The sequence below is a fragment of the Olivibacter sp. EAT-5 genome (assembly GCF_044784325.1).
GTDB lineage: Bacteria > Bacteroidota > Bacteroidia > Sphingobacteriales > Sphingobacteriaceae > Olivibacter > Olivibacter oleidegradans.
In genome coordinates this window covers 2,082,813-2,108,377 of record NZ_CP173028.1, presented here as the reverse complement: position 1 = coordinate 2,108,377, position 25,565 = coordinate 2,082,813, and the positions used below count along the sequence as shown (strand labels likewise).

Sequence of the window (25,565 nt, the reverse complement as noted above, 5' to 3'; positions counted from 1 at the left end):
TTAACTAGAGATAAGCTTAATTATGCAAAATTATGAATTTTAAACCAACCTATCTCATTTTTATTATGAGAACAGCCAGTCTTATAGCCTTTTTGATACTTTTTTCTTTTGGCCTGTTGCTAGCTGAAAAAACCAAAGGCCAATCCATTTATAAGGACTACATTTCCTTTTCTCATCAAGGCTCGCTGGAAAGCGCCCTTTTAAAGATCGAGTCGCTCAGCAACTATCGTTTCGCCTATAAAGCCAAAGAGGTAAAAAACTACCAAACGATATCGATATCACCCGCCAAACGTTCAGTTGCCAATGTTCTGGATAGGTTATTAAAAGGCACCTCTTTATCATATCAATTGCAAGGCGATTATATCCTGCTGAAAGAGAAGAAGGAAGGTCTGCCAAAGTCCATTAGTGATCAGCAGGATTTTCCTGTTAGCGGAAAAGTGCTTGATGAGGCAAAACAGCCCTTAATTGGCGTATCCATTAAAGTAAAAGGCACCAATGTAGCCAGTCGTACCGACGATCAAGGCCACTTTATGGTCAACGCCACTCCTCAATCCATTCTGTCTATTAGCTACTTAGGCTACGAATCCCAAGAAGTGGCAGTTGGAAATGGGCAAGACTTACAGATTGTACTTAAATCAATAGAGGCCGCTTTGGACGAAGTGGTGGTAGTTGGCTATGGAACACAACGTAAACGCGATTTAACCGGTGCCGTTGGTCAAGTGAGCGGCACGGACCTCCGTAATATGCCAATTCGAAATGCGACAGAGGCCCTACAGGGTCAAACGGCAGGTGTACAAATCACTTCTACCGGCGGAAGCCCCGGCACACCTCCTGCTGTTCGAATTCGTGGAATAGGTACGGTAAACGATAACAATCCGCTCTATGTGGTAGATGGACTTCCTCAGAATGACATCGGTTGGTTAAATCCCAATGATATTGTGTCCATTGAAGTTTTAAAAGATGCGTCGGCTACCGCCATATACGGTTCAAGGGCAGCCAATGGGGTCGTTATGGTTACCACGGCGAAGGGGAACGCTGATGGTGACAAGCTAAACAGCCAAATATCACTGGATAGTTATATCGGCATCCAAAATCCGATAAAAACTTATGAGATGATGAACGCTTCGGAGTTTATGGACTACAAGAATCTAGCAAATATCAATGCAGGTTTAGATCCCTATTTTTCGGAACAAAACAAGGCAGAGGTGTTACAATTTCTGCGTGCCAACACAGGAAGTGAAGCGGGTACCAATTGGTGGCAAGCGATCAATAATAAGAATGCCTTAGTGCAAAATCATGATATCGCCATTTCCGGTGGTGTTAAAGATTTAGCCTATCGGACCAGCTTGAGTTATATGGATCAAGAAGGGATTATCAATGGATCGGACTATGATCGATTATCTTGGCGGACTAATTTCAACCATAATTTACGCAGCTGGCTAAAACTATCGGGGAATATTGGACTCATTAATGAAGGTAGAGGCAATGTGCTTGAAAACAGCCCAGGTTTCAATACCGCTTTTATCGCTTTCGTAGCCGATCCGATCTCACCCGTGTATCGGACTAATTTAGTAGACGTTCCCGACTTTTTACGATCGGGATTGTTCCTTGATCGCATTGATCAAAACAATCCATGGTCGTTTTACAGTCCCATTTTAATGACTAACAAGGAGAATCCAGTAGCCCAGACCGAGATCTACAAAAACAATCGATGGAAGGGAACGGCTATTAAGGGAGGTGGATCAATTGACATACAGCCCTTAAGCTGGTTAAAACTGAGAAGTAACTTTGGCGTGGATTTAGCCAGAGGGACCTCGGATTATTTTTCACCGAAATATTATTTAGATGGCGATCAATTCAATGTGGACGCCACGGTAAGTAAATCCAATTCAAAGACGGATTACTATGTGTGGGAGAACACAGCCACATTTGATAAAGAATTCGCCGATCACCACGTAACGTTCTTGGTGGGTACCTCGGCGGAACAATGGAAAAGCGAATCCTCCAGCGCCTCGAAACAAGGGTTAGTATCCAATGATCCCAGTCAGTGGATCATTGATGCCGGCACCATTAATCCGCAGGCATCCGGCACCAAATGGGAGATGGCACTTAATTCTTACTTCGGTCGGCTTTTCTACGCTTATAAGGACCGCTATATGCTTACGGCAAATTTCCGCTACGATGGTTCCTCCAACTTTGGCGAGGATAAAAAATGGGGAGCTTTTCCTTCACTTTCCGCTGGATGGAATTTTGCTGAAGAAGACTTTATTAAGCAATGGTCGTGGCTCAATTTAGGGAAGCTTCGGGTAAGTTGGGGAAAGATAGGTAACCAAAACATCAGTCGAGGTGCTTATCTAACCACCTTTTCGGGCAATATGGGCTATTATCTATTCGGTCCACGCAATCCACAGTTAATCGGTGGCAGTAATTACATCGGAAATGCGGGGATAAAATGGGAGCAGACTGAGCAGCTGGATATTGGCTTAGATTTAGCCTTCTTGAACAACAAGCTGAACCTAACAATAGATGCCTATCGCAAAACCACGGATGGGATGTTACTGAATGTTCCTTTGCCGGCTTACCTCGGCTTTCCGAATAGTCCCTGGTCCAACGCCGGTGGCGTCCGTAATAGCGGATTGGAATTCGATCTTTCGTACCGTAATAAAATCGGAGATTTTGGTTATTCCATTGCTGCCAATGCATCAACCTTTAAAAACAAGGTCTTGAGTTTAGGTGGGGGTGAGCCTATTACCGGTGGTGGTTGGATCAGCTACACAACTACCCTGACCGAAGAAGGCATGCCGATCGGTTATTTCTACGGCTTCAGGACAAATGGCATTTTCCAATCGCAACAAGAAGCCGATGATTATATTCAAGAAGGCGCCCGTCCAGGAGATTTGCGTTTTGTAGATGTCAACGGTGACGGGACCATCAACAATGCCGATCGCACGAATTTGGGTGATCCCTTTCCTGATCTGACCTACGGACTCCGTTTAGGAGCAGATTATAAGCACTTCGACTTTCAGCTGTTAATGCAAGGTACCTTAGGCAATAAAATCATGAACATTGCTAAGATCGACATGAAGTCGGGAGTAGGCTGGTACAATGCGCCGAAAGAGTTGTTAACCGAGGCCTGGTCACCAAGTAATCCAAGTCACACGCAGTTCGCGATCAACGCTTCCAATCAGAACAATTTGCAAATATCCGATTGGTTAGTGGAAAATGGGTCATACCTACGGATAAAGAGTGTGCAATTAGGGTATACGCTGCCGGATGCTTGGCTAGCAAAGGCCAAAATTCAACGTATTCGCGTGTGGACAGGAGCGTACAACCTCCTCACCTTCACTTCCTATTCAGGTCTCGACCCTGAGATTGGCAGCGGTTCCCCCTTAAGTATGGGAGTAGATCAAGGTTATTACCCACAGGCAAGATCATTTATGTTTGGTATCAATGCAAACTTTTAGACAATGAAAAGAACGATAACGTATATAGTCATAACGGCTTTCGGCCTTATCGCCAGCTGTAAGCGTGACTTTTTGGAAAGAGACCCTTACGGCGTACTGGACGAAACAGATTATTTTAAGACCGACGGTGCCGGCTTAAAGTTGGTGACGGGCTGTTACCAACCAATGCAAGACGGATGGGGTTACACCGTTAACAAAGTAGCGATTGGCGATGAAAGTGTCGATAATGCCGATGCGGGAGGTTCCGATCCCGGCGATCGGCCGCAAACAACGGAAGTAGGGCGCGGTCGACCTCTTTCTTCCAATCCCCTATTATTTGAAACGTGGAGTAATCGATATCGTGGTATTGGCAGATGTAATATCGCCCTTGATGCGCTGAAACGAGAAGGAAGTAACTTAGTGGAAAACGGAGCACCCCTTCCAAGTGAAGCACTTGCCCGTTATTTTGCCGAAATAAAGTTTTTGCGCGCTTGGTATTATTTCGATTTAATTACTGTATTCAAGGAAGTTCCCCTCTTAGTTGCTGTTGAAGACCCTTCTACACGAAAGGGGAAGGCCAGCATCGAAGAGCTCCGCAACCAGTTGTACATCGATTTAGACGAGGCTATTGCCGAGCCCAATTTTCCACGATCGTCCGAATTACCCGACAATGAAACCGGACGAGCCACCAAAGATGCAGCTTATACGCTTAAGGCACGAGCTGCACTTTTTTTTGCCGGATTAATGGAACAGGGCAAAATGGAGGGAGATGCATTAGGTGAATATCTCATCGCAAAAGAAATGGCGGGAGAGGTCGTTAACAACGGACAGCTCCAATTGCTACCCGATTTTCAGGACTTATTTAGAGGTGATTATCAAGTCGGCCCCTTCTCAAAGGAATGCATTTTCGGTGTGCTGCGAAAATTCGATCCAGCTTTTGGCTTAGCGGGCGACCCCTTTGCTATTATGAATGTAGGCAGAAATAATGTAGGCGGCTGGGGAGGAAATACCCCAACGCGCGATCTGGCAGCGGCATATGATCCGGCTGATCCACGCAAAATGTTTACCATTATCAGTCATAACGACATTTTCAAAACTTCCAGCGGAGGAGAGGAAATACACAACTATCGCGGTTATTTTAACGACTATAATTTGCAACAGAGTCGTAAAGCCTTTGTACCACAAGCCTATCGGCAACAAAACGACTTGCAACGTAGCAATTGGCAGCCGTATTGGATCCGCTATTCCGAGGTATTGCTTATCTATGCAGAAGCCATTATACGAACAGGTGGCAATCACGCAGAAGCATTGAACTACCTGAACGAAGTACGTCACCGTGCCTACGTAACGACCTCCAAAGTTGATGAACCCGCTATTTATCGCTTGTTTGCAACCGGTCTCAAAGCCATCGATGAGGCTACTTTTGCAAGCCGTTACGCCATAAAGACCTCTGATGATATCTTGCAAGCCATAAAGAAGGAGCGTCGATTCGAATTAGCCCTCGAGGGATTCCGACTATACGATCTAATACGTTGGGGTGAATACGCGAACACTATGAAAGCCTTCCACCAAAAATACGGCTTTGCCGATAAAGGACGTGATGCCAGTGAAAACAGCTGGCCTTTCCCTATACCTCAAATTGAAATTGATCGCTCCAATGGAGTATTAGTACAAAACAGCAATTACTAACATGGATTTAACACGAAGAAAATTTATAAAAGAAAGCACCGCCTTGGCGGGATTCACCATTGTTTCCAGTCATGTCTTGGGTAAAACTTTGGGATACGTGGCGCCTAGCGACAAGCTGAATATAGCCGGCATAGGTGTTGGCGGCATGGGTCGCCGCAATTTAGCTAACATGAACACTGAAAATATTGTCGCCCTTTGCGACGTAGACTGGAAATATGCACAAAAGACTTTTCAGGATTACCCGAAGGCAAAACAATATAAAGATTGGCGGAAACTATTTGATGAAATGGGAAATTCTATTGATGCCGTTATGGTAGCAACTCCCGACCACAATCATGCCGTCATTACTGCCCATGCTATTACTTTGGGAAAACACTGTTACACGCAAAAGCCGCTTAGCCATTCTGTATATGAATCGCGTCTCTTAACCAATCTAGCCTCTAAGTATAGAGTAGCCACACAGATGGGTAACCAAGGCAACTCTTTTGACTGGTGCCGACAGGTTGCCGAATGGATTCAATCCGATATTATCGGAGAAGTGGAAGAAGTACACTGTTGGACCAATCGCCCGATTTGGCCACAAGGATTGATGCAACCCGGCGATGCCATGCCTGTGCCAGATACCCTTTCCTGGGATCTTTTCTTAGGCCCCGCCAGCAAACGTCCGTACCACAGTGTTTATACGCCCTGGAACTGGAGAGGTTGGTGGGATTTCGGTACCGGCGCATTAGGCGATATGGCCTGCCATATTATGGATCCCATTTATTGGGCTTTAGATTTAAAGTACCCCATTAAAGTTAATGGCAGTTCAACGCTCAGTAATTTGTATTCACCACCTCATGCACAAATGGTGCAGTATACTTTTCCGGAGCGACCGAAAAAAAGAAAAGTAAAAATGCCGGAAGTAAAGGTTCATTGGTATGACGGGGGATTGATGCCCGAAAGACCGGTGGAACTCAGTCCCGGCATGATGTTAGGCGACGAGAATGGTGGTATTCTCTTCATTGGTAAAAAAGGAAAAATCATGACCGGATGTTATGGCATGAACCCAACCCTTTTACCAGTGAGCGAAATGGAACATTTTGAGCAGCCGACGCCTTGGATTCCGCGGATTAAAGGTGGAAATGGAGATATTTGGAGTACCAATGCCCACGAGCAGGAATGGATTCGCGCAGCCAAGGAATCTCCGGAAAATCGCACGGAGGCCAGTTCGCATTTTGGATTCTCCGGACCATTTAATGAGATGGTGGTGATGGGTGTATTAGCTGTTCGACTACAGGGCCTACACCGCGACCTGCTGTGGGATGGTGAAAATATGACCTTTACCAATATTGGAGATCAGGATAAAATCAACATCGTTTCGGTGGACGAGTTTAAAGTAGTTGATGGTGATCCCCGATTTGATCGTCGTTTTACGGAGTTCGGAGCTAAATCCATTGCAAACGAATGGATAAAGCATACTTACCATAACGGATTCCAATTGCCCGAAATGCCGATCGACTAATATGGTTTAATAAGTAATCGCCGGTGTCGTTGATCTGTTATGCGATCGACGGTACCGGTCTTAAATATAAGAGAATTCATCATGAAAAGATTAGAAAGGAACCTGATAACCGTATTTTTTACCGCCTGCTTAATTCTATACAATTTTCATTACGCGGCAGCACAATCCCCAGAGGTAAAGACCGATTGGAAACTTGCCGTCCAGTCGTATACCTTCCATAAGTTTACACTGATGGAAACCTTAGATAAAGTACAAACTTTGGGACTGCACTACCTTGAAGTTTACCCGGGGCATCCCTTGGGCGCAGGGTTTGGCGAATTAAACTTTTCGCCGAGTTTATCAAAAGAAAATCAAGAGAAATTAAATCAAGAGGCTGCAAAACGAGGTATAAGGATCATTGCCATGGGAGTGGTTGTAACGGAAGCTGCCGAATGGGAAGCTTATTTTTCCTTTGCCGCAGCCATGCATATGGAGTACATTAGTGCCGAACCGGCCTTGGCCGATTGGGACTTGGTCGAAAAGCTTGTCAAAAAGTATAATATAAAACTGGCTGTCCATAACCATCCCAAGCCTTCATTGTATTGGAGTCCTAACGATTTATTGAAGGTGATCGGTCACCGCGATGCGAGGATCGGCTCTTGCGCAGATGTGGGCCATTGGAGACGAGAAGGGCTGAATCCGCTGGAATGCCTTAGGAAGTTAAAGGGGCGTATACATGCACTCCATTTCAAAGACATCACCTCTGGTAAGCGTTCAGCGCACGAGGAAATGCCCGATACAATCTGGGGTACCGGCATACTCGATGTAAAAGCTATGTTAGCTGAACTAAAACAACAAAATTTCAAAGGAACCTTGGCCATCGAATATGAAAACAATTGGGAAAATTCGGTACCTGATATACAAAAAAATTTAACTTATTATTCCCAGGCTTTAAAGGAAATTAATCCATAAAGGCACAAGCTAAGCATCTGTAACAGGAAATAACTAAATTGCTGCAGGTATCATTATAAACAAAAAGAGCATGAATATATCGGGGAAGGCGAAAGCGCAGCACACGTATGATGTCATTGTAATCGGTTCGGGCATCAGCGGTGGTTGGGCGGCCAAAGAATTTTGTGAGAAAGGGTATAAAACGTTGGTATTAGAACGGGGTCGAATGGTCAAACACCTGGAAGATTATCCTACGGCGATGCAGGATCCTTGGCAATTCACACATCGAGGAGAGCTACCGGAAGCGGTGACGACTAACAATCCCATTGTGTCCCGTTGCTATGCTTTTGACGAAACAACACAACACTTTTTTGTAAAAGATCAGGAACACCCATATGTGCAGGAGAAGCCGTTCGACTGGATAAGGGGCTATCAAGTTGGCGGCAAGTCCCTACTTTGGGCACGACAAACGCAGCGTTGGAGTGATTATGAATTTGAAGCCCCGGCACGGGACGGTTTTGCGATAGACTGGCCCATTCGCTATAAAGACCTGGCACCATGGTACAGTTATGTAGAAAAGTTTGTTGGAATCAGCGGGACCAAAGATCAGATTCCGAACCTTCCCGATAGCGAAGTGCTTCCTGCTTTCGAGATGAATGCTCTAGAGAAGCACCTTAAAGAACGAATAGAAGCCTCTTATCCCGATCGCCATGTCATCATTGGTCGTTGTGCCCACCTCACGGCACCACAAAAAGTTCATGTAGCCCAAGGAAGAGGCCAATGTATGGCTCGGCACCTCTGCCATCGGGGATGCCCATTCGGTGCTTACTTTAGCAGTAATTCATCCACACTACCCTGGGCCGATGCTACAGGTAATCTGACCTTATTGACCAATCAAGTGGTGGAATCTATTCTGTACGATGAACAAAAGGGCAAAGCAATCGGTGTGCGTACTGTGGATAGCAAAACAAAACGTGTAGAGGAGTTTTATGCACGCGTTATTTTTGTTAACGCATCCGCTCTTAACACCAATCTTATCCTATTAAATTCGAAGTCAGCCCGCTTCCCCCAAGGGTTGGGCAATGACAACGGCTTACTTGGCCATTACATTGCCTTTCATAATTATCGTGGCAATATATTGGCCAGCTTTGATGGGCTTCGCGATCAATATTATTACGGACGACGCCCCACCAGCATTTTTATGCCTTCCTTTCGCAATGTATTCCGGCAGGAGACCGACTTTCTACGAGGTTATATGATCGCCTTCAGCGCTAGTAGAGCAGGATGGAGCCAACAGCTGGAAGGAATTGGAAGTGATTATAAAGATCAACTCACAGAGGCCGGTCCGTGGCAGGTTTTCATGATGATGCAAGGAGAAACCATCCCTCGATATGAAAATCATGTCCGCTTAAGTAACCATGAAAAAGATCCGTGGGGCATTCCGCAATTGATTACATCCGTTGACTATACGGATAATGACCTAAAACTTATGCACGATTTTCTGGAACAGGGCTCTGCTATGCTCGAGCAATCCGGTTGTAAGATCACAGCAAGGATTGACCGTAAAGATGCACCAGGCTTGGATATACATGAAATGGGCGGGGTACGCATGGGAAAGGACCCCAAAACATCGTTGTTGAATAAGTGGAATCAACTTCATCAATGTAAAAATGTATTTGTTACCGATGGTGCCTGTATGACCTCAACCGGTAATCAAAATCCATCCCTGACCTATATGGCACTTACAGCAAGGGCAGTAGATTATGCCGCTACGGCACTTCAAAAGAACGATGGAACCGTTTGACATCCATAAATTCCAAATATGAAAAGACGAGATTTTATAACAGGCATCACTATAGGCAGCACCTTTTTAGCCAATATCCCTTACCTATCAAATGCATCAGCTCATGCGCATGAAAAGCACAAACAGAAAGAGCTTAAGTCCGACATTGTCATCGTTGGCGGAGGCTTAGGCGGATGCGCGGCAGCTTTAGCCGCGCTGCGCCATGGATTGCGCGTTACACTGAGTGAAGAAACCGATTGGTTGGGAGGTCAGCTCAGTCAACAAGGCGTACCTCCCGACGAGCACCAATGGATTGAAACCCATGGTGCACCCGCCTCATACCGCGCTTTTCGTGATCGCATACGTACGTTTTATAAACGCAATTATCCATTAACGGCCGAAGCAAAACAGCGCACCCATTTAAATCCCGGAGATGGTTCCGTTTCACGCCTATGCCATGAGCCTAGAGTGGCTGTTGCCGTCCTATTGGAGATGTTAATGCCTTATTTAAGCTCCGGTAAATTAACCTTACTCACGGATTATCGAGTTATAAAAGCCGCTGTTCATCAAGATCAGGTCACCGCAGTACTTGTGAAACATCGGCATGAGGATCATGAACTTACTTTAAATGGTCATTATTTTATCGATGCTACCGAGCTCGGTGATCTGCTCCCATTAACCGGTACCGAATACGTTACAGGTACCGAATCCAAAAAGGAAACGAACGAGCTGCATGCCCCGGAAGTCGGCAAGCCTGAAAACCAACAGGCTTTTACTATGTGTTTGGCTATGGACTATCAACAAGGAGAAAACCACGTGATTGATAAGCCGGAACAATATGATTTTTGGCGTGATTTCATACCGAAGATGGTCCCCTCCTGGTCGGGTAAATTGTTGGATCTCTCCTATTCCAATCCGCGCACATTGCAGGCCACTACACTCGGCTTCAATCCAACCGGTGAAGCGACCAATAAAGCGTTAAACCTTTGGAATTATCGAAAAATCATCAACAGACACAATTTTTTACCCGGGACCTTTGGCGGTGACCTCAGTATAATGAATTGGCCACAGAACGATTATTTTTTGGGTAACTTGATCGATGTACCGCCCCCCGTATATGCAAAGCACCTGAAAGCAGCAAAGCATTTAAGTTTATCCCTATTTTACTGGTTACAGACGGCCGCTCCAAGGTCCGATGGTGGTGAAGGATGGCCCGGCCTTCGTTTACGGGGTGATGTATTAGGGACCGCTGACGGGTTAGCTAAGTACCCGTATATACGCGAATCGAGACGAATAAAAGCAACCTTTACCATTCTCGAAGAACATGTGGGAAAGGAAAACAGAGGTTTGGTTGCCGGACAATCCGCAGCTAGTAAAGCCGCTGATTTTTTTGACAGCGTGGGTATCGGGTACTATCATATCGATCTCCACCCGAGCAGTGGTGGCGATAATTATATCGATTTTAGTTCGCTCCCCTTTCAAATTCCTTTAGGTGCATTCCTTCCCATACGCATGAAAAACCTGCTCGCCGCCAATAAAAATATTGGAACCACTCATATTACAAACGGCTGTTATCGTTTGCATCCCGTGGAATGGAGTATCGGAGAAGCCGTTGGTTTGTTAAGTGCCTATGTTATTCGAAATAAATTAACACCCCATCAGGTTAGAAACGATCAGCAGCTATTGAACGATTTTCAGCGTTTCGTTCGAAAGGAAGGGATAGAAACCAATTGGCCGGGTTAAAGAAGTTATCAATGGAGTAACCATAATGCAAAAAATAAAGCGGATATCTCACGACAACCGCTTTACACTAACTAAACTAAACAACTATATAAACAATCTATATAGATACTTTATGAACAAAAAAACCTAACGTTTATAACCTTAACTCGGAATAAAAGAATCCGGCTTCTACAATGTGTTATGAAACCGGAAACTTTAACCAACCAAACCAAACATGAACCATGTAATTTTTCAAGCCTACAAACTTCTTTTATTTAGAACGATTATTGATAGTGCAAGTATAAAGTTTATTTAGAACAAGTACAAATAATAAAGTTATTTTCATGATATCCCCTTCATTATCAATATCATTCATTCTACTACATAGGTATGCGGTAATATTATTTTATTTTTGTATTACCTTACCGTTTCTATTCTAAACTTTATGATTAAAATAGGTTTTCGATCGCCTTTTAGGCTATTGCTTTTCATCCCTGCCTTGCTAGCACTTGCGGGTTATTCCTGCACTCAGGTTAATACGGTAAGCGACAAGCTGGCGCTCGCAGATACCTTACAAAGCCAAGCAAGCTTCGATGATACGACAGTGGATAGTATCAGTTACTACCAAAAGTTACTAGCACTTGCCAATGGCGATACGGCAAACCGATGGCCGGTGAGTCCACAGCCCTTGCCTTTAAAAGGCGCTTTGCTTCCCGAACATCGGATTATCGCTTACTATGGAAACCTATATTCTAAGCGCATGGGAATACTAGGTGAACTTCCACCGAAAGAAATGATCAGGCGGCTCAATGAGGAAGTTGTACGTTGGAACGATGCCGATAGCAGCACCAAAGCCATTGCCGCCCTGCATTATATCGCGGTAACCGCCCAAAGTGACGCCGGTAGAGATGGTAAACACCGTCTGCGCATGCCAGACAAACAAATAGATTCCGTTCTGAATATTGCTCGGCAACATGGTAACTTGCCTGTATTTTTAGATATACAAGTCGCCTTAAGTACTTTGCAGGAAGAGATTCCGAGGTTGGAAAAATACCTGCGACTGCCTCAGGTACATTTGGGAATCGATCCGGAATTTTCAATGAAGGATGGGAGCAAACCCGGTACCCGGATCGGCAGCTTCGATGCTAAGGATATCAATTATGCGGCCGATTTTTTAGCTCGTTTAGTAAAAGAAAGCCAATTACCTCCAAAATTACTCGTTGTACATCGTTTCACTGCCGGTATGGTGCGAGACTATAAGAACATTAAATTACGCCCCGAAGTGCAGGTTGTTATCGAGATGGATGGCTGGGGCCCTCCCGCCCTAAAGAAAGCAACTTATCGCCAATTTATCTACCGGGAGCCTGTGCAGTTTACCGGTTTTAAATTATTTTATAAAAACGATTTAAAACAGGCTCCAAAAAGAATGCTGACTCCAACTGAATTATTGCAGTTGAAGCCAGCACCAAGTTATATACAATATCAATAATACGTGCCTAATTGATCGATCACTTAGGCTTTTTCCAAGCTCTTAAGAAATTTTTGCAATTTGGGTTGTATTACAGCCGCGCAATAAGGATTATCAGGGTTATTATTAAAATAGTCGTGGTGATAGTCCTCTGCTTCATAAAAAGTTCTAGCCTCTACCACTTCGGTTACAATGGGATCGTCAAAAATCTTTTCTTCTGTCAGTTTGTTGATTAAGGTCTCGGCCTCAAACTTTTGTTCCGGGCTATGATAAAATACCGCTGAACGGTATTGCGTTCCTATATCGTTCCCCTGTCTGTTCAAGGTAGTGGGGTCATGGGTTTTAAAAAATATGCCCAATAGTTTCTTATAAGAGATCTTTTGCGGATCGTAGTCAATCTGTACTACTTCTGCATGCCCGGTTTCTCCTGTACAAACTTCCTTATAAGTGGGATTTTCTTTATGTCCTCCCATATAGCCGGGTAGCACGGAATTAACGCCGTCAAGCTGCTGAAAAATAACCTCTGTGCACCAGAAGCAGCCTCCTCCAAATGTCGCCTTCATAAACCTAAATTAAGAATCCAAAGTAAATACCATCCCACCGGGACGGTCGTAAGCTGCCAGCCGTAAGCTATCAGCTTTCATTATTGTTATCAATTTATAAAATTTTTCACACTTTAAGCCAGTTGGTATAACATATGACTTAAGGCTTGCATTTAAACCGCTTAGTCATCGATCTTATACTTTTGCTCTTAGTAACAGGCAATTTGCAGGAGATCATTAAAACAATGATTGTTGTCCACTATCATCCAAGTCGATATCATCCGGATTGGTAATTTCCAAGTCAATTTTTGGCTTTGGCTTCTCGGATGGCTCCGAAGGAGCTACCGTTTCGTCCTCTACCCTTTCCTCATCCGGGTCTGCTATTGCATCTTCCCTCTTTTTCTCTTCATCATGTCCGGTTACATACGCTTCTTCTCCAGACAACAACGTAACTTTTTTGACATCGTGTGAACTAAGCCTATTTCCCTGTGCCTTCATTCCTTTCACATCAACAATTTCATTCAAATGTTGTTCGATTGTTTCCGGAATTTGCGTCTTTCCTTTCAATACATCCAATTTAATGATTGGATCCTTTCCATTTGTAAGAAGTACCAATTTAGAACCAGCCTCCTCGTTGATAATGGAGGTTGTTTTACCGACGGGTGTATTTTCGAAAACGAATCGTTTTACGAGGTAGTTTCCGGTCTTGCCATCGATATGTATTGCAGTAAAAACTTGCTCCGGATTATATTTCTCAATTCGCAGCATTTTCGGATCGAAATGATTCGTAAGCTCAAAACTGCTTAAGCTATAGGTGCCATCGGGCATTACGATCAATATGCGATCATCCCCATCAAATTCGCCTAAATACTTCCCTCGGCCATCTACATTCAACCGATTCAGCACCTCATCGAACCAAATTTTTCGTCCGGCTAAGGTAGAGACACCCTTTGATTTCAGGATAATCTTCTTAATGGGATATTTGCTAACAATGTTGCCCTGCGAGGCCCTACCCTTAATCGCAATTTCGGCAAAGTCTAGATCAAACTGGAGTTTTCTCAGTTTGGAATGCGGTTTAAGCTGTACATTTACTATCTCAGCCTCCCCGTTCGGATTTGCAGTAAAATAAAGCACCTTTGATCCTTTACTTCCTTTGGTCAGATCGTATTCCTTATCTCTCGTAACACCTAGTATCGAAAAGCGTTTGACATAGGATATACCTGTTTTTGCGTCCCTATAGATCATGTTATAGACCGTACGCTCATCTCCCTTTTTGAAAACACCAACATGAATGATATCCTTCCCAACAAACACTTTATCCTGCACTTTGGTTACCAGGCAAGTACCGTTCTCTAGGAATGTGATAATATCATCGATATCCGAACAATCACCAACATATTCATCTTTCTTTAAACCTGTTCCAACAAAACCATCTGCTCGATTTACGTATAGCTTAACATTGGCTAAGGCCACTTGTGAAGCTTCGACTTTTTCGAATATGCGAATCTCTGTTCTCCGCTCACGACCTTTACCATATTTATCCTTCAATTTTTGGAACCAGGCGATTGCATAATCCGTTAGATGCTTAAGGTTGTATTTGACTTCCTTTATCTCATCCTCTAAAACTTTCATCTGCTCATCCGCCTTTTTCACGTCGAAGCGGGTGATGCTACTCATCGGTTTATCGATTAGTTTTTTATAATCCTCAGGAAGTATTTCGCGATAGAAGCGGTCAAAGAAGGGTGTGAACAAACGATTTAAGACGTCCACAACAATCTCAAAATTACCCGCGTTCTCATAATCAGGATGCTTATACATCCCTTCCTGAATAAAGATCTTTAGTAAGGAGCTGAAGAAAATCTTTTCCAGCAATTCATTTAGGCGAATCTCCAATTCCTGCTTGAGTAGACCTTTTGTATGTTTTGTATTTTCGATAAGCACATCATTAACGCTCATAAAATGTGGCTTATCATCACGAATGACACAGGTATTCGGTGATATAGAAACTTCGCAATCAGTAAAGGCATAAAGCGCATCAATTGTTACATCCGGAGAAATCCCGGGGGCTAAATGCACTACAATTTCCACTGTTGCGGCTGTATTATCTTCTATTTTTTTGATTTTGATTTTACCTTTATCGTTTGCAGCGATTACGCTATCGATCAAACCTCCGGTTGTAGTTCCATAAGGGATTTCAGTAATAGCTAGGGTCTTTTTGTCGCGCTCTTCAATGCGTGCTCTCACTTTTACCTTTCCACCGCGCATGCCTTCGTTATAGGCGGAGACGTCAGCCAATCCACCTGTCGGAAAATCCGGCACAAGGTTGGGGCGTCCGCCACGAAGAACTTCAATCGATCCATCCAGCAATTCTACAAAGTTATGAGGCATAATTTTCGTAGCCAAACCGACCGCAATACCTTCAGCACCTTGAGCTAATAATAAGGGGAATTTAACCGGTAAGGTAACCGGTTCACGATTTCTACCATCATAACTCAATTGCCACTCGGTGGTATCCGGGTTGAAAACAACGTCATTGGCAAATTTACTCAGACGTCCTTCTATATAACGAGGCGCTGCTGCAGAATCACCCGTTGTAGGATCCCCCCAGTTTCCCTGACAATCGATGAGCAGATTTTTCTGCCCGATCTGAACCATGGCATCACCAATTGAGGCATCGCCATGTGGATGGTATTTCATGGTATTACCGATCACATTGGCGGCCTTGTTAAAGCGGCCGTCATCCATTTCTTTTAATGAATGGAGAATACGACGTTGTACCGGCTTTAAACCGTCGTTGATATGCGGCACCGCCCGATCAAGTATGACATACGAAGCATAATCCAAAAACCAATTCTCGTACAAACCGGATATTGGAATCGTTTGGTTATGGCTTAAAGCCTCGTCGTTATTTCCTGAAAGTTCGTTATTGTCTGTTTCTTCGCTCATTTTTTTATAGCCTTTAGGTATTAGCTTTTAGCAATTTGCTTACTATTTCCGATGCCATTTTTTGTCATTGTGACGGTAATAACTCCTTAAAGCTATTCATGACATCATTAAGCGCCGTAAAAATACTAAACATTTTGGTATTTAAGAGAGGAATTATGGGTAGCAAGTTCAGCATTTCAAAAGGAACTTTTATTTAGTTACTTTTATTCGTTATCGTTTGTTTTAAAAGGCACTCATGCTACTTCGTGGTTTTTTCGCTAATTCATTCTTTTTAAAGGAGCTCAAGCTTTTTCAAGGTCCGTAAAAGGTAACCAAAACCGACCGTAGGAAGCTCATGAACACCTTTAAAATAAGCAATGTGTGAATAAACTCATCGCTTGGAACTTTGCTACAGACAGACGTAAAATCATATCCGTCCAAAACGTTAAATAATAATTAGGAAATATGGGAGCTCCGTTGGTCGGTTTACTTAAAAAATAGAACGATTATTTTATTCAACTTTTCTTGATAAAAGTTGAGCAAAATCAAGGCGTGTGTAGGCTACCTTGCATCTGATGGCAAAGCATTCATGCCGCGTATTGGAGCCGTTTCACTTCCTCAATCCGCTTGGGTAGTGCAACATGATCAGCGATGCAAATGCTTTGCTGCTCGTTGCTTCGGTATCCTCCAAGGCCATTTTACCCACGCGCAGGGCTATATTAGGGCTGAAGATAATAATACGTCCGGTTAAAAGTAAAAGCCCTACGTTCTAAAAAATGCCGCCTCCAAAATTTACAAATAGCACGAGGAGGCACGATCCGTTCCTGTAAATTTTAAAGCGGCGAGCTTTCTTTGCTTCTTTATTTCGCGGAGAAAGAAAGAAGTTAAAATAATCGTTCCTTTAATATAAACAATTTATCTATGTGTTAAATTGATCCCTGTTTTAGGTTAGAAAGCCGATAGTCATATTAAATTTATACCAACACCCATGGAAACTTTTGCTTTCCCAATAAAAATAGAGCCTCTTATAGCCGAAAACCTCCTCTTTTTTGTCCAGAAAATTTATTTTGGACAGGTGTGACGTAAAATAAAATTGACTAAAATAAACGTTTTTAATACAAACACCATCGTAGATGCTAAAAGCGAAACGCCTGTTTTAGTGAAAAAGCCAATAATCACATTCCTTTATTTGTATCCTATGCCCGAATGGGTTAAATTTAAATTTTATTTTACGACATGAAGAAAACTGTATACGCATTAGCGCTTATTATTCCCTCTTTATTCGCTTGTAACAGCGGAGAAAAAGGGGCTGGTACAACCGATTCAGCGGCTTTTAAACAAATCGATGAAGCAAGTCTTGCACAATATGTGAAGGATTTATCGAGCGATAGCCTCGAAGGTAGAAAGCCATTTACCAAGGGAGAAGAAAAGACCATCCAGTATATCAAACGGGCTTTTGAAGACATAGGCCTCGAACCGGGGAATAAGGATAGTTATTTCCAGGAAGTGCCTATGGTGGAAATTAAATCAAATCCGAAAGCCATTCTGTCCTTTACGGGATCTAAAGGGAAAGTAGATTTTAAATTGCTAGACGAAGTTGTTTTAGGTAGTCGAAGAGTTCAGCCTGCTATTGAAGTTAAAAGCTCGGATGTGGTATTCGCCGGATTCGGTATCGTTGCTCCGGAGTTCAACTGGAATGATTATGCAGGACTCGATGTAAAAGGAAAAACAGTTGTGGTCATGGTAAATGATCCCGGATTTTACAACAAGGACCTATTCAAAGGAGAAACGATGACTTATTACGGTCGTTGGACTTATAAATTCGAAGAAGCGGCCCGGCAAGGTGCGACAGGCGTGTTGATTATTCATAATACAGAAGCTGCAAGTTACGGGTGGAACGTGGTAAGAAGCGGCTGGAGTGGACCGCAGCTCAATCTACAAACCGAAGACAATGGCGCTTCGAGATGTGCTTTTGAAGGTTGGTTAACTGCCGATGCCACCAAAAGGCTATTTGAACTTGCCGGCGTGTCCATGGATGTTTTGGAGCAAGCTAAAAAGCCGGGGTTCAAGGCGGTAGACTTAAAGCTAACGACAGGCACCACCATTACGCAAGAAACGAAAAAGTCCATGTCCAATAACGTAGTAGCAAAATTAAAAGGAAGTAAACGTCCGGATGAATACATTATATACTCGGCACATTGGGATCACCTAGGCATCGGAGAGGCCATCGAAGGCGATTCTATTTATAACGGTGCGGTTGATAACGCCACCGGCGTAGCAGGTCTATTTGAGATTGCAAAAGCCTTTAAAGCTGCAAAGACAGCTCCTGAGCGTTCGGTACTTTTTATTGCTTTGACAGGCGAGGAAGAGGGATTATTGGGATCCGAGTTTTACGCAACCCATCCGATTTATCCATTGGCAAAGACAGTAGCCAACATTAATATGGATGCTTTAGCACCCATTGGCAGGACTAAAGATCTCATTGTAACCGGGCTCGGACAATCGGAAATGGACGACTATGCGGCAGTTGCAGCAAAAAAACAGGGAAGAACAATTAAACCGGATTCGAATCCATCTGCCGGACATTTCTTCCGTTCAGATCATTTCAATTTTGCAAAGGTTGGTATACCCGCATTATATCCAAGTACCGGCGATGATGTATTAGGAAAGGGCGAAGAATTTGGTTTAGCACAAAAAGAAGCATATAATGAAAAACGCTATCATCAACCTGCTGACGAATTCGATGACGCATGGAAGTTGGATGGTATGGTAGAAGATTTACGCTTATTCTTTGATGTGGGCTATACGCTGACTCAGGAAAGCAGCTTTCCAAAATGGAAAGAGGGCTCGGAATTCAAAGCGGCCGGTGAGAAACGCTAATTGCGTGTTGCCAGTTATGGGTTGAAAGCTTTTCGGAAACTTGTAACCCGTAACTGGCAACTAACTTATACTTAATATTCCGGCAATAGCGGTGCCGTTCCCATAATATCATCAATTTTCGCCAATAACTCAGGTGTTAATTTTGGAAGGATTTCCAAGGCCTTTAGATTTTCTTGAAGCTGGCTATCCTTTGTTGCACCAAGAATCGCGGTTGTCACATTTGAATTCGTAAGCGTCCAGGCAATGGAAAGAGTTGCCAAACTGGCCCCTAATTCATCGGCTACCTTTTTCAGGTTCTTCACAGCTCCGAGCTTTTGATCCGTATAGGACTTATCTTTCAGCCATTCATAGCCTTCCAGTGCCAAACGCGACCCCTCCGGAATGCCTTCATTGTACTTCCCGGTTAATAGCCCCGAAGCCAAGGGGCTCCAGATGGTAGTTCCCATGCCAAGATTACGGAAGATAGGCAAATAATCAACCTCTATTTTTTGTCGATGGAATAAGTTGTACTCAGGCTGCTCAACGGCCGGCGGTTCCAAGTTCAATTTGGCAGCAACGGCATAGGCCTCTACAATTTCCGCAGCGCTCCATTCACTGGTACCCCAATAGAGAACCTTCCCCTGCTGAATTAATGTGTTCATAGTACGAACCACTTCTTCCATCGGTGTATTTTTATCAGGACGATGGCAATAATAGAGATCAAGGTACTCAACCTGTAAACGTTGCAAGGCTTCGTGACAAGCTTCCACGATATGCTTGCGGCTTAATCCATACTGATTTGGCTTTTTATCGGGTCCTTTCCAGCCGAAGAAGACTTTACTGGAGACAACATAGGAAGAGCGCTCCCAGCTTTTTGCTTTTAACACCCTTCCCATCATTCTTTCTGATTCACCTCGTGAGTAAACTTCCGCATTATCAAAAAAATTAACCCCGGCGTCATAAGCGATACCCATTAGACGGTCACTTAAGGTATCATCCACTTGCCGCGCAAAGGTTACCCAAGAACCAAAGGACAGTGCACTTAACTGTAGCCCCGTACGGCCCATTCTTCTATATTCCATACTGTTATTGTTAACTGATTTCTGTAAAACTAATGAATGGCCGTAAAAGTTTTGAAAAAAACGGAAATGATGACAGGAAGCTGATTCGTTAGTAGAGAAATAGTTGAATGGGGAACTAAGCGTTTAAAAAAAATCACCCAGCCGAATAGTGACTGGGTGATCCATTTTCCGAGGTCTCTTTTCGTTAAAAATTAGTACCCTGGATTCTGTACTAGCTTTGCATTTCGATTCATTTCGTCGCGATGGATACTAATAAAGTACATTTTATCTAACCATTGGCGGTTTTCGATACCGGGATCGAGCTCCGAGGGCGTATACGTGTAATTATAATTTTCGGGGTCGTACTTATAAACACGCACCTGCTTACCATCTTTCAGCGTTCCAAATATGCGGATGATTCTGATTTTGTTTCCTAAAGTTGTAGGCGCAATCATCCATCTTCTCGCATCAAAGAAGCGATGTTCTTCGTAGGCTAACTCTACCCGTCTTTCATTTCTATAACGTTGCCGCAGTGCATCACCGGATTCGGTTACTGCCGGCATGCCTGCACGGAAACGAATTTTATTTAACCAGTTACGCGCCTCTCCATCTTCGCCCAATTCTATACAGGCTTCTACGTAGTTTAATACGGCTTCTGTGTACTTCAATACCGGCCAGGGGATAAATTGACGCGTGTTTTGGTCAACCACAGCCGGATCCGGATCGGTAAATTTGCGGAAGTAATAACCGGTATGCGTGCCGTTCCAATCTTCAATTGGACTGTTTCTGGTATCCAATCCATATTGCGTCACCACTTGTCCGGAAGCATTAGTTACCTGATACTGCCCTGTCTGTATCTGATTATTAGGATCGCGTCCTTTCACATCATCCGTACGTGGTTTCCAATCCGATCCATCGTGTAAAATGGTGGCATACATTCTGGGATCCCTATTTTGGTAAGGGGCGGCTTTATGTACGGGGTTATCCCAACTAAAGCGCGAGCCATCGATCATCTCGTAATCGTCTACCAAATTCTGTATTGGCGTATTTCCTGCCCAGTTATGATAACCATTCGGTCCATTATTTCTTCCGAGCCAGTTACCTGCCTCGTCTTTCAGGTCGACGAAAAAGCGTCCCAATAGTATTTCTCGTCCACCATCTCCCGCAACGGCCCTGCTACCACCCCCCAACGACAACACCATGTAGTTTTCCGTTCCTTCTTCCGGACTAACGGGACCCGTTAAGTCCATTTTATAGGCAAATGCCGACTGGTCCACTACGGCCTTTGCAGCATCTTTCGCTTTTTGCCAGCGCTCCATCCGATTTCCACTTACATAGCCCAAGTATTCCTTATTACTATAACCTGCTATGGTTGGGGATTTAGCGGAGGCCGTAGGTATATCATGTAAATCGCTCGCAGCATATACCAGTACTCGAGCCTTCAATGCCATCGCCGCCACATTGGTTGCCCTACCCGTGCTCGCTGTGAGCCCGTTCAATAAATTAATCGCCGTATCACAATCCGCTACGATGAAATTGACGCATTCCTCATACGTATTACGAGGAACGGTATAATCTGCTTCCCCTAATTCATAAGGACGATTAATGAGTGGCACTGCTCCATAAAAACGAAGCAATTGCTGATAATAATAGGCTCTTAAAAAGTGTGCTTCTCCCTTTAAACGCTCTACCAGGTTATTGGTATTTTCAAACTGTGGCGTCGCTAGATTTTTCAAGGCAATATTGGTTGCCCGGATGCGCATGTAGAGCGAATCCCATAGATACGTTCTCTTGATCATCCCTTGATCAGCGGGGTTTGAACGAGATTCTGTAATGGTATTTATTCCTCTTCCGGGATGGGTAAACATCGATTCGTCGGTCATGGACGACTGCATTTCTTCTTCAAAGCCCCCCTGCCCGATTCCATTATACATCTCAAGGATAAATGCTTCTGCCAGACCGGCATCACTCCATACCACTTGTTGAGGCACTTCGGTCATCGGCTCCGTGTTCAAAAAATCAGTTTTACAGGAGACTATTCCCAGTAAAAACAAGGCTATAACACCTAATATTCTATATGACTTCTTCATGATTTCTTTCATTAAAAGGTTACCGCCAATCCTGTATTAATAATGCGTGATTGCGGATAATACTGTCCCAATACGTTGGTTGATTCCGGATCATAAGCCTTCATTTTACTGAAGGTTAGCAAATTGAATCCACTTACGTATACCCTCAGGTTACTGATCCCTATTTTTTCGCCGATTGTGGTTGGCAGGGTATAGCCTAATTCCAGATTCTTCAAGCGGATATAGTTAGTGCTTTGCAACCAATAGGTATTGTTATAGGAATAGTATTGATCGCTCCGATCTGTAATGCGTGGATGTTCGCTGCTTGGGTTGTCAACCGTCCATCTGTTTTCGTAAAATTCCAATAAGTAGTTCCCGATGGCCCCCGATTCGTCCGAACCGACCCGGAGTTCACCACCCATAGCACCTTGGAATAAGATAGTCAGGTCGAAGTTTTTATATTGCATACCAATATTCAAACCACCCTGAAAAGTAGGCTGTCTATTCTTATCACGCCGAACACGGTCGTCCGGTGTAATTTTTCCATCTCCGTCAAAATCTTGATACTTCATGTCCCCCGGACGTAGGTTATTGGTAATCGCACTATAATCCAATGTATTAGCCGCAATATCAGCCTCATCGCGGAACACACCGTCATAAATATAATATAGTTGAGCATCTGTTACCCTTCCCGTTGTACGCTGCCATTCAGGTGCCCCCGGTGCTTCGTCCCAAAACTTGATTTTGTTTTTGGTATAACCTCCATTGACGTTAATGTTATACTTAAAATCTCCTGCTGCACCATTATAACCAATATTGAACTCCCATCCTTTGTTATCCACTTTTCCGATATTTTCAGCAGGTAGTGTCATACCGGTACTTTGCGGTATCGAAGCATTTCGCTGCCATAAAATATTCGAACGTTTATTCATAAATACATCAAACTCAAAATTGATCTTACCATCGAGGAGCTGACCGTCCAAACCTAAGTTATAATTATCAGCAACTTCCCATGTTACCATTGTGTTAGGAACACGCGATTCATATAATGATTTAACCAATAAACCATCAACGATATAGGTGCCGTATCCATAGGTTGAGTAATACTGGTATTCTTGCAATCTAGCGTCATCCTCTAAGTATTGCCCTTCTGCGTAGTTATTTTTGAAGTATATATTATCATTACCCATTCGACCCCATGAACCGCGGAGCTTTAAATAGTTGATGAAAGAAATATTCTCTTTCCAGAAATTCTCTTCTGAGATTCGCCAACCTGCGAGAACACCCGGGAAGAAGCCGAAACGACTGTTTTCCGGGAACATATAAGAGCCATCGTATCGCCATAGAAATTCAGCAATATATTTTTCTTTATAGTTATATCCAACCCTACCAAAATAATTCAGTCTTGCGCGTTTCCAGGCTCCGCCGTTGTTATTCTTTTCGCGCTCTCCTCCTGCGATCAGCTGATCAATAGCGGTTGAAATAAAATAGCGTCTGTAGGCATTGAAGTTTTCGTTATCGATCGTTTCGCGGTTCACCCCTGCCATTACATTAAAGGTATGATCACCGAAAGAGCGGTCGTAATTCAAAACACCTCCGAGAAGAATGTTTAATTGATCTTCGTTTGCCTGTGTCAAGCGAGGATCGGCAGGGCCACGTCTACCACGCACCAGTTGCGGTGTTACCCCATCGTCTTCATATGCTCCTTGCCAAGTATAAAGATTCCAGGGAGTCTCCCATTTCTTCGATTGCTTGATATATTTATCAATGGCCGCCGTACCTGTAAATTTCAACCCTTCAATCCAAGGGAAGGTAATATCGACCTGGCCATTTGTTTGAAAAAAGTACTGCTTATTATTGTCGTAACCGGTTTGGTCGGTTGTGATCACTACGGGATTCTCTCCGTTTTCTATATCAGGACCGGGTAAACCATTTGGCCAAAAGGCAGGCATGGTAGGATTACCACGCATCAACATCCTGAAAATAGTTCCGGCGGATTTAGTTGGGTAATTCCTGTTTTCCTGACGTCCCAATACACCGATTTTCGTTGTCACATACTTACTGATTGTTGCGTCGAGGTTGATCCGCAGATCATATTGCTTATAGCCGGTAGCTGAATTTTTGTAGTAACCATCTTGATTTTGATAACCGATGGACGTTAAATATTTAAAGTTATCAGAACCACCGGTCAACTGTACATTATGTCTTGCCTGAGGCGACCAATTTTTCAGCGTAGCATCGTACCAATCGGTATTGGGATGTCCCCATGGGTCGGACCCATCTTTGAATTTTTCGAAATCTGCCGGAAGAAATGGTGCGGTAAGAACCGATCCGTTGGAGCGCGTGTAGGAGCCTGTTTCTCTAAAGGCGCTGTTTGCTGCCTGCCATTCGTTCACAGGAAGTTTAAAAACCTCCAGTTCATTCCGCATTTCGGCATACTGCGCAGCGTCTGCCAATTCGGGGATCACCGTTGGTTGCGCAAAGCCTTGATTGTAGGTATAAGATAGAAGAGGTCGGCCGGACTTACCTCTTTTGGTTGTTACTAGTATGACCCCGTTAGCAGCACGAGCACCATAAATAGCTGCTGCAGCATCTTTCAACACCGAAATGTTATCTATATCTGCCGGATTCAGCCGTTCAATCCCCCCTTGTCTTGCCGGTATACCGTCAATAACAATGAGCGGGCTACTATTTCCCAAGGTATTTGTTCCCCGGATCTTAATGTTAGAACCATCACCTCCCGGCTCGCCGCTGCTTTGAGTTGCGATGACACCAGGCATTCTACCTGCCAATGAATTTGAGACATTGAGCGAAGGTGACTTGACCAATTCTTCACTTTTTACTGATACGACCGAACCGGTAACGGTTTCTTTCTTTTGTGTTCCATAACCCACCACCACGACCTCGTCGAGATTGGCAATATCGTCCTGAAGGGTGACGGTTATTGATTTGCGGTTATTTACGGGCTCTTCCAGTGTTTTATAGCCCACCATGGTAAAAACCAAGGTAGCATTAGCCGGCACCCCCTCTAAGCTAAATTTCCCGTCGACATCGGTAGTTGTTCCTTTTTGTGAGCCCTTTACCAATACACTTACACCGGGTATTCCCTCGTTGCCTGTCATGGAATTGACTTTTCCGGTGATTGTTGATTGTTGCTTAACGGCCGAGAGATTATCCTTAACTTCCCTCGCTAGCCAATTGGTTTTTGCCAAAGCTTCATAAGGTGCGTGAAATCCCGCTACCAAAAGAGCCCCGCATAATACACGCTTAAAATCACTTCGATTTAAGTTCATAATAGCTGGTTTGTTTATAATGTTAAAAGTCTATAATTGTACTAATCACAATTATTCCGCGCGACTAGTAGAATCATATGTTAGTTTATTGGTTTTTGTAAATTCTAATAAAGTTCTAATTCGGTTGCCGTAAACATAAACAATGATCCTATAGGATGCAAGAAAAAATTAGAAATTGTGTATAAGTTACAATAAGTAGTAAAGAAGTATTTTTACTTATGGAAAAAAGAGAAACGTCCTGTTCGAGGGATTGGAAAATATCTACAAAAAAAAGCGA

Annotated in this window: 14 protein-coding genes; 9 read left to right on the top strand and 5 right to left on the bottom strand. The window is 43.7% G+C overall.

Annotated elements, in window-relative coordinates:
* The first annotated feature begins 32 nt into the window (after nucleotides 1-32).
* The 7 genes from ACH11B_RS08610 (at nucleotide 33) to ACH11B_RS08580 (ending at nucleotide 12,560) form a co-directional block, all read left to right on the top strand.
* Complete coding sequence (locus ACH11B_RS08610; RefSeq protein WP_377613254.1) at nucleotides 33-3,464, top strand: TonB-dependent receptor; 3,432 nt, start codon at nucleotides 33-35, stop codon at nucleotides 3,462-3,464.
* 3 nt (nucleotides 3,465-3,467) lie between these two features.
* Entirely contained in the window at nucleotides 3,468-5,132 is a 1,665-nt protein-coding gene (locus tag ACH11B_RS08605) for a RagB/SusD family nutrient uptake outer membrane protein (RefSeq protein ID WP_377613253.1), read from the top strand.
* A gap of 1 nt (nucleotide 5,133) precedes the next feature.
* On the top strand, nucleotides 5,134-6,636 hold the full coding sequence (locus ACH11B_RS08600) for a Gfo/Idh/MocA family protein (protein ID WP_130854438.1): 1,503 nt from the start codon (nucleotides 5,134-5,136) through the stop codon (nucleotides 6,634-6,636).
* Nucleotides 6,637-6,717: 81 nt separating this feature from the next.
* A complete protein-coding gene (locus ACH11B_RS08595; RefSeq protein ID WP_130854439.1) occupies nucleotides 6,718-7,587 on the top strand; it encodes a sugar phosphate isomerase/epimerase in 870 nt (289 codons plus the stop codon).
* A 70-nt stretch (nucleotides 7,588-7,657) separates the two neighbouring features.
* On the top strand, nucleotides 7,658-9,370 hold the full coding sequence (locus ACH11B_RS08590; RefSeq protein ID WP_377613251.1) for a GMC oxidoreductase: 1,713 nt from the start codon (nucleotides 7,658-7,660) through the stop codon (nucleotides 9,368-9,370).
* A gap of 18 nt (nucleotides 9,371-9,388) precedes the next feature.
* A complete protein-coding gene (locus ACH11B_RS08585) occupies nucleotides 9,389-11,092 on the top strand; it encodes an FAD-dependent oxidoreductase (RefSeq protein WP_377613250.1) in 1,704 nt (567 codons plus the stop codon).
* A gap of 424 nt (nucleotides 11,093-11,516) precedes the next feature.
* Nucleotides 11,517-12,560 (top strand): hypothetical protein, encoded by a 1,044-nt coding sequence (locus tag ACH11B_RS08580; protein WP_377613249.1) that lies wholly within the window; start codon nucleotides 11,517-11,519, stop codon nucleotides 12,558-12,560.
* A gap of 23 nt (nucleotides 12,561-12,583) precedes the next feature.
* On the opposite strand, the gene msrA is transcribed toward ACH11B_RS08580, so the two are convergent.
* Both msrA and ACH11B_RS08570 read right to left on the bottom strand, forming a co-directional pair.
* A complete protein-coding gene (gene msrA, locus ACH11B_RS08575; RefSeq protein WP_013664942.1) occupies nucleotides 12,584-13,102 on the bottom strand; it encodes a peptide-methionine (S)-S-oxide reductase MsrA in 519 nt (172 codons plus the stop codon).
* Between the two features lie 216 nt (nucleotides 13,103-13,318).
* Nucleotides 13,319-16,027, bottom strand: coding sequence for a DNA gyrase/topoisomerase IV subunit A (locus tag ACH11B_RS08570; protein WP_130854444.1), 2,709 nt, complete (start codon nucleotides 16,025-16,027; stop codon nucleotides 13,319-13,321).
* A 514-nt stretch (nucleotides 16,028-16,541) separates the two neighbouring features.
* On the opposite strand from ACH11B_RS08570, the gene ACH11B_RS08565 reads away from it, so the two are divergent.
* Both ACH11B_RS08565 and ACH11B_RS08560 read left to right on the top strand, forming a co-directional pair.
* Nucleotides 16,542-16,757: a hypothetical protein gene (locus tag ACH11B_RS08565; RefSeq protein WP_377613248.1), complete on the top strand. Its 216-nt coding sequence runs from the start codon at nucleotides 16,542-16,544 to the stop codon at nucleotides 16,755-16,757.
* Nucleotides 16,758-17,242: 485 nt separating this feature from the next.
* Nucleotides 17,243-18,886, top strand: coding sequence for a M28 family metallopeptidase (locus ACH11B_RS08560; RefSeq protein ID WP_377613247.1), 1,644 nt, complete (start codon nucleotides 17,243-17,245; stop codon nucleotides 18,884-18,886).
* A 71-nt stretch (nucleotides 18,887-18,957) separates the two neighbouring features.
* On the opposite strand, the gene ACH11B_RS08555 is transcribed toward ACH11B_RS08560, so the two are convergent.
* The 3 genes from ACH11B_RS08555 to ACH11B_RS08545 form a co-directional block, all read right to left on the bottom strand.
* Complete coding sequence (locus ACH11B_RS08555; RefSeq protein WP_130854447.1) at nucleotides 18,958-19,947, bottom strand: aldo/keto reductase; 990 nt, start codon at nucleotides 19,945-19,947, stop codon at nucleotides 18,958-18,960.
* A 191-nt stretch (nucleotides 19,948-20,138) separates the two neighbouring features.
* Nucleotides 20,139-22,016, bottom strand: a complete 1,878-nt coding sequence (locus ACH11B_RS08550; RefSeq protein ID WP_013664937.1) for a RagB/SusD family nutrient uptake outer membrane protein — start codon at nucleotides 22,014-22,016, stop codon at nucleotides 20,139-20,141.
* Between the two features lie 11 nt (nucleotides 22,017-22,027).
* A complete protein-coding gene (locus ACH11B_RS08545) occupies nucleotides 22,028-25,288 on the bottom strand; it encodes a TonB-dependent receptor (RefSeq protein WP_013664936.1) in 3,261 nt (1,086 codons plus the stop codon).
* Nucleotides 25,289-25,565 lie beyond the last annotated feature (277 nt).

What these genes read in the sequence shown, in the direction of transcription:
- ACH11B_RS08570 (WP_130854444.1), bottom strand. Translation starts at nt 16,027, where the DNA reads ATGAGCGAAGAAACAGACAATAACGAACTTTCAGGAAATAACGACGAG.
- ACH11B_RS08550 (WP_013664937.1), bottom strand. Translation starts at nt 22,016, where the DNA reads ATGAAGAAGTCATATAGAATATTAGGTGTTATAGCCTTGTTTTTACTG.
- ACH11B_RS08555 (WP_130854447.1), bottom strand. Translation starts at nt 19,947, where the DNA reads ATGGAATATAGAAGAATGGGCCGTACGGGGCTACAGTTAAGTGCACTG.
- ACH11B_RS08595 (WP_130854439.1), top strand. Translation starts at nt 6,718, where the DNA reads ATGAAAAGATTAGAAAGGAACCTGATAACCGTATTTTTTACCGCCTGC.
- ACH11B_RS08590 (WP_377613251.1), top strand. Translation starts at nt 7,658, where the DNA reads ATGAATATATCGGGGAAGGCGAAAGCGCAGCACACGTATGATGTCATT.
- ACH11B_RS08560 (WP_377613247.1), top strand. Translation starts at nt 17,243, where the DNA reads ATGAAGAAAACTGTATACGCATTAGCGCTTATTATTCCCTCTTTATTC.
- ACH11B_RS08610 (WP_377613254.1), top strand. Translation starts at nt 33, where the DNA reads ATGAATTTTAAACCAACCTATCTCATTTTTATTATGAGAACAGCCAGT.
- ACH11B_RS08580 (WP_377613249.1), top strand. Translation starts at nt 11,517, where the DNA reads ATGATTAAAATAGGTTTTCGATCGCCTTTTAGGCTATTGCTTTTCATC.
- ACH11B_RS08600 (WP_130854438.1), top strand. Translation starts at nt 5,134, where the DNA reads ATGGATTTAACACGAAGAAAATTTATAAAAGAAAGCACCGCCTTGGCG.
- msrA (WP_013664942.1), bottom strand. Translation starts at nt 13,102, where the DNA reads ATGAAGGCGACATTTGGAGGAGGCTGCTTCTGGTGCACAGAGGTTATT.
- ACH11B_RS08605 (WP_377613253.1), top strand. Translation starts at nt 3,468, where the DNA reads ATGAAAAGAACGATAACGTATATAGTCATAACGGCTTTCGGCCTTATC.
- ACH11B_RS08545 (WP_013664936.1), bottom strand. Translation starts at nt 25,288, where the DNA reads ATGAACTTAAATCGAAGTGATTTTAAGCGTGTATTATGCGGGGCTCTT.
- ACH11B_RS08585 (WP_377613250.1), top strand. Translation starts at nt 9,389, where the DNA reads ATGAAAAGACGAGATTTTATAACAGGCATCACTATAGGCAGCACCTTT.